The organism is Treponema sp. (genome assembly GCF_045657965.1).
In the GTDB taxonomy this organism is placed as follows: Bacteria; Spirochaetota; Spirochaetia; order Treponematales; family Treponemataceae; genus Treponema_D.
In genome coordinates, this window is sequence record NZ_JAZOUG010000090.1 from 1 (window position 1) to 4963 (window position 4963).

7 protein-coding genes are annotated in these 4963 nt (G+C 38.7%); 3 read left to right on the top strand and 4 right to left on the bottom strand.

All coding sequences use genetic code 11. The features are described from left to right. Together ACKI5B_RS03435 and ACKI5B_RS03440 are read left to right on the top strand one after the other, a co-directional pair. The coding region (locus tag ACKI5B_RS03435; RefSeq protein ID WP_407425857.1) for an alpha/beta hydrolase at positions 1-680 on the top strand (680 nt) is incomplete at its 5' end. A gap of 1 nt (position 681) precedes the next feature. Then, the gene (locus ACKI5B_RS03440; protein WP_407425859.1) at positions 682-933 is read left to right on the top strand and encodes a DUF1653 domain-containing protein; all 252 of its coding nucleotides are present in this window, start codon (positions 682-684) and stop codon (positions 931-933) included. A gap of 141 nt (positions 934-1074) precedes the next feature. Here the strand turns inward: ACKI5B_RS03440 and ACKI5B_RS03445 are convergent, their stop codons facing one another. Beyond that, positions 1075-1521 (bottom strand): flavodoxin family protein, encoded by a 447-nt coding sequence (locus tag ACKI5B_RS03445; RefSeq protein WP_407425861.1) that lies wholly within the window; start codon positions 1519-1521, stop codon positions 1075-1077. A 535-nt stretch (positions 1522-2056) separates the two neighbouring features. Then, positions 2057-2698, bottom strand: a complete 642-nt coding sequence (locus ACKI5B_RS03450; RefSeq protein ID WP_407425863.1) for a S24 family peptidase — start codon at positions 2696-2698, stop codon at positions 2057-2059. A gap of 305 nt (positions 2699-3003) precedes the next feature. Between ACKI5B_RS03450 and ACKI5B_RS03455 the strand changes: the two genes are divergently transcribed. Further along, positions 3004-4464, top strand: a complete 1461-nt coding sequence (locus tag ACKI5B_RS03455; protein ID WP_407425865.1) for a hypothetical protein — start codon at positions 3004-3006, stop codon at positions 4462-4464. 12 nt (positions 4465-4476) lie between these two features. Here the strand turns inward: ACKI5B_RS03455 and ACKI5B_RS03460 are convergent, their stop codons facing one another. Then, complete coding sequence (locus ACKI5B_RS03460) at positions 4477-4641, bottom strand: hypothetical protein (RefSeq protein WP_407425867.1); 165 nt, start codon at positions 4639-4641, stop codon at positions 4477-4479. Next, the coding region (locus ACKI5B_RS03465) for a DNA topoisomerase (RefSeq protein ID WP_407425869.1) at positions 4634-4963 on the bottom strand (330 nt) is incomplete at its 5' end. The genes ACKI5B_RS03465 and ACKI5B_RS03460, both read right to left, overlap by 8 nt.

Genomic DNA, 4963 nt, shown 5'->3' on the forward strand with positions numbered 1-4963 from the left:
AGAATATGACATCGCTCGAAATCGAAGGTAAACAGATTTCTGTTTTTGGCTCTGAAAATGCAGGTTCTCCGCTTATAATACTGAATACTTACGGGAATGAAGGCGAATCTGTCTGGAATGAATGCCAGAAACTTAATTGTCCGCCTTTTACACTTGCTGCAATCGGCAATCTAAACTGGAATAAGGATATGTCTCCATGGGAAAGCCCAGCTTTATACAAAAATGATGATGCGTTTTCAGGCGGAGCAGATGCGTATCTTTCACTTCTTACATCAAAGATTATACCTGCTATATGCACTTCTTTAGCCTTAAAACCTTCGTATATTGCACTATCCGGCTATTCTCTTGCAGGACTTTTTGCCCTGTATTCAGCTTATAAGACTGATATATTTACCAGAATCGCCAGTGCATCAGGATCTTTATGGTTTCCTGGCTTTACAGAATACGCTGAATCTCATGATTTTCTACGTAAACCGGAGTGTATATACCTATCTCTTGGAGATACTGAAGCAAAAGCGAAAAATAAGGTATTATGTACCGTACAGGACAACACAGAACACCTCTGTGAACTGTATAAATCAAAGGATATCCCGGTTACTTTTGAATTAAACAAAGGAAACCATTTTACAGATGCCGCCGGTCGTATGGCCCGTGGTATTAAATGGATTTTGGAGCACTAAAATGAATGAAGAAAAACGCGAAGTAAAGATTCATGGAATCTACCGCCACTTTAAGAACAAATACTACATCGTAGAAGATGTTGCATATCACTCTGAAACTAAAGAAGAATACGTTGTATATCGCCGTCTTTATGATGATAACTCCCTCTGGATTCGCGAGAAATCTATGTTTCTAAGCCCTGTAGATAAAAATAAATACCCATCTGTACTTCAGAAATGGCGTTTTGAACTGGTAGATGAAGTCGGAAAGTAAAAAAGGGTGCTCTACCGAGCAAAATTTGAAGAATTCACGGATCTACAGGTAGACAGAATTCTTATTATAAGTAGTAATATGTATACCGTGTATTTAGTGTTTATAACATATAATAACACTTATTCACACTAAATACAAGAATTATTTACAAATTCCTTCGTAAAATTCTACGGCTTTCTGTATATCATCAGCATTTGGGCGTTCTTTATTTTTGCCGCCAATAAGCTTAAATGGTCCCCAGGTATCGAACGCAAGGCAGGAATAATACCCTGCAAAAGCAGCTTCTTTAGACTTAATCAGTTCTTCAGCAGAATTAATGTATGAAGGACTGTCCTGACCACAAGTATAGATTACAAAAGCTTTCTTGTGGGCCGGGAGATTATCTGTTATAAAGCTGATTAATGATTTATGAAGTTTTCCGTAGAAGATTCCAGAAGCAAAACCAATCAAATCATAGGAAGCCAGATCTTTTAAGATGGTCTTTGTAGCGTCGATAAGTTCAACTTCCGGGTACTTATCTGCAATAGCTCTCACCAGTTTTTCTGTATTCTTATGGTGCACGCTTGCATAAACTATCGCTGTTTTCATCTAAAACCTCCCATTTTTAATTGATTTTGTATATATTTTTAGACAGTTTAATAACTTTTCTAAATATATTAAGGGTAATCATCCTCTTCACCTGATAATATAGCACAATTCCAGAATAAGTTCAGTAGACAATCTCTTTTGACAGTAATATTTCTGGCTACACAGAAAACACAAAGCAACATCTCACAATCCGTTCGTAAAAAGCCTTTTAACTCCCCTATACCGCTTTCCGTATTATTACCCCGCCTACTTTCATTCTTAATCCACCGCCGGACGGCGCATTACCCCACAGCATATAGAGAAGCCTGCATTCTCACATGCTTATTCATTATAATTAAGTAACTTTTTAATTACCCTACTTCAAAACCACTATACAGACATTTATTGAGCTGAATCGGGATACAAGCCCATTCTAAAAAGTCATATTTTACGTGGGAGTTTTGCCTAAATTCGAGGTAAAAAGGACTATTTTACGTGGGAAAATGCCCAATATTTGAGAAAAAGTCATATTTTACGTGGGAACTTTTAATCTGGATCAGACCTTATGGAGTATATAATATACTTTTCCTATGATTTTAAGCTCTTCGGTATCGTTTTTGGCAAACATTGATTCGTATGCGGGGTTATCAGATATGATTTTCATACCCCCGGAAACGCGCTGGAGACGTTTTACAAAGCTTTTTCCTTCAAAAAGGATGGCATAAATGCCGTCTTCCTGGTATCCATAGTCATCACAAATGATTGTATCGCCGTTAAAGATGGTTGGTTCCATAGAATCACCGCGTATTTTACAGGCTGCAAGATGTCCTTTAAGGCGTTTTGTCTTCAAATCATCAGGAATTGCGATATAACTATCGACATATTCCGAATCCTGCGAAAACTGCCCCTTTCCACAAGAGAAAAGCTGCTCAAAAACAGGAATTTTCTCCATATCGCCGGCACACGCAACCGCCAGTTTAGGCGGAAACTGCTCTTCAACGCCAAAAAACTCTTCTACAGTCGTCCCAAGAACCGCCAGAAGCTTTAACGTATCTTCTACATCAGGTATCCTTCCCTTGTAGATACGGTTTTTCATGATCTGGACGTCCACATTGGCCTGCTCACAGAGCCATACAAAGGTTTTTCCCTTCGTGGAAATCGCCTTTTTAACCTTATCCCAGAATAAATTAGCATCCATGCTGATTTTCCTTATCCTTAATAATTTTAAAATAACATAATTTTCCCCTTTTGTAAATTAAAAAGTAATTGTATAATTACCTTTACGCACTAATCAAAAACAACAAGAAGTAAGCAAAATGTTACGCTCTTGCTATTTTCTGATAAGTGATAGAGCTAAAAAAAATATTGAAAAATATTTCAATGTCGCTCTATGACACTACACAAGCTGTAGAATGGTAATCTGGATTTGTTCAGGGGTGGGAACCAGGTTCAAAAAAGACTACCGTTCCGCAAAAAAAACTAAAGGTATTGAGGGGAAATGCTATGAGCAAAGAAAATTGTATCACAATTCTCGGGCTTGGCTTAGCCAACACGCAAATCAGCTACAAAAATGTACTTCTGGACATCGCACCGGAAGAAAAGCTTGGAAAAAGCAACAGTTTCACCTACAAAGGCGAAGAATTTAAGCCAAATTCAGCCGAAAAGTATAATCTCGAACTGCGCAAGCGATATCCAGTTCGAGATTTCACTGTAGAAGAACTGTCTCACCAGATCAGAACCCGCAACATGGCCTACATCCACGCTGGAAAACTGTTAGAAGTTACTGCTTATCTTTCTTCGGTTATGGAACTTGCAAATGATGTTAACAATCAGCTCAAGGACATAATCAAAAACACTAAAAGCATCCAAAAGAACGAGTCTCTTTCAAAAGAGCAGAAAAACTTTGAGATTGCAATGACTTCTACCGCTGCCTATATCGACATTCTTGTTGAAATCAAAGCCAGAATTGTCGATTTGCAGTACTCAAAATACAATCATAATATCGCACGAACCTATGCAAACTTGGAAACACAGGTTAAAACCATGCTGGAAACCAGCTACGTACCGGATGAACTTGCCGCTAACATCAACATGCTCTACGACAACTACCCTCTCCACAAGTTCTCCAATGCAAAAGCTGAAGGAATCTCCAGAACAACAGCAGAAATCCGTTTTACAGAATTCTCCACCCGCCTCTACTCTGCTGCCATCAAACTCTTTATTTTTGAACTTATGGAAGAGTTTTATCCCTATATCACTCCAAGAAAGTTTCTTAATAATCCAGAAAAAGAAACTCTTTTTGTAGTTCCTGACAGCACTTACTCAAAATTCAACTTCCTCAACAGCGGATTAACACGCGAAGAAGTAATTTTTCTTGAAGTGCAGGATGACATGGATAAAACCGTCCATAATTTCTCCAAGTTTTTCAAAGAAGCTATCAAAGCCATGACCTGTCTGCAGGAAAGAATTCAGGAACAGAAAAATGAACTCTTTGAAATGCATGACGAAGATGAACTGGAATGGGTTCTGGCTGCCTATACCAAGGAATTTGCAAAATCAGCAGCTGAAAGCAACATCCGCTGTCTCAAAAAACTGTGCAAAAATGAACTTTTCCGTGAAAAACTTACTATTCTTCTCTATGAATTACGACCAGAATTAATCGTAAACAAACTGAAATTCCGTCAGAATCCATGGGATAAAGAGAATGTTCCGGAGCAAACTTCTGAAGACAACGACCGTGATATCAATACGGCAGTCTTTTTAAGCAAACTTTTGCTGCTCTGCTTTGGCAAAACAGACTTTTCCGGTATAAAAGTGCAGTTTTCAAGAGTAATCCCAATATTCCCGGACAATGAACTGCCACAAAAGAGTCTTCGCAGGTATTGTACCCTTGTAGAAAAAGGAGAACTTACCTGGTCGGACTCTGAATTTGCAAAAAAACTCAAAGCTGCTCTTGAAAAATAACCTTCAGGACTTTCAAAAGTCCTTTTGACGTACTATAGCATCTACAGCAGCCAGAGTTTTACGGATAAAGCGTCTGCCTGTTGCAGAATGCTGAACTACAAAGTAGTGGTATCCAAAAACTTCGAGTTTGCTGATCTTAAAGCCGTTTTCTTCATAAAGGAAAGTCAGATTATACATTCTGGCCTCCTTTGACTGAAGAACGGATAAAATCCTTGATTTCAGATTCAAAAGCAGCCGGATTCTGAGCGAGTTTTTCTTCCCAGCGGGTAGTTTCCCCCACATCCGCAAGGGCTGCTAACGGAGTTTCTCGTACCAGATTCAGCAATTTTTCGCCAGTTTTGGTCATCACGAGATTGTTATTCTGAATCTCGATGTACTTTGAACGCAAAAGCTTTGGAATGAAGGTATGACGTGTAGCCGGAGTCCCGATTCCCACAAGTTTTTTATCTTCACTCTCCCCTTTAGGATTTTCCATAAAAGCAAGGATCGAAGCTTCATT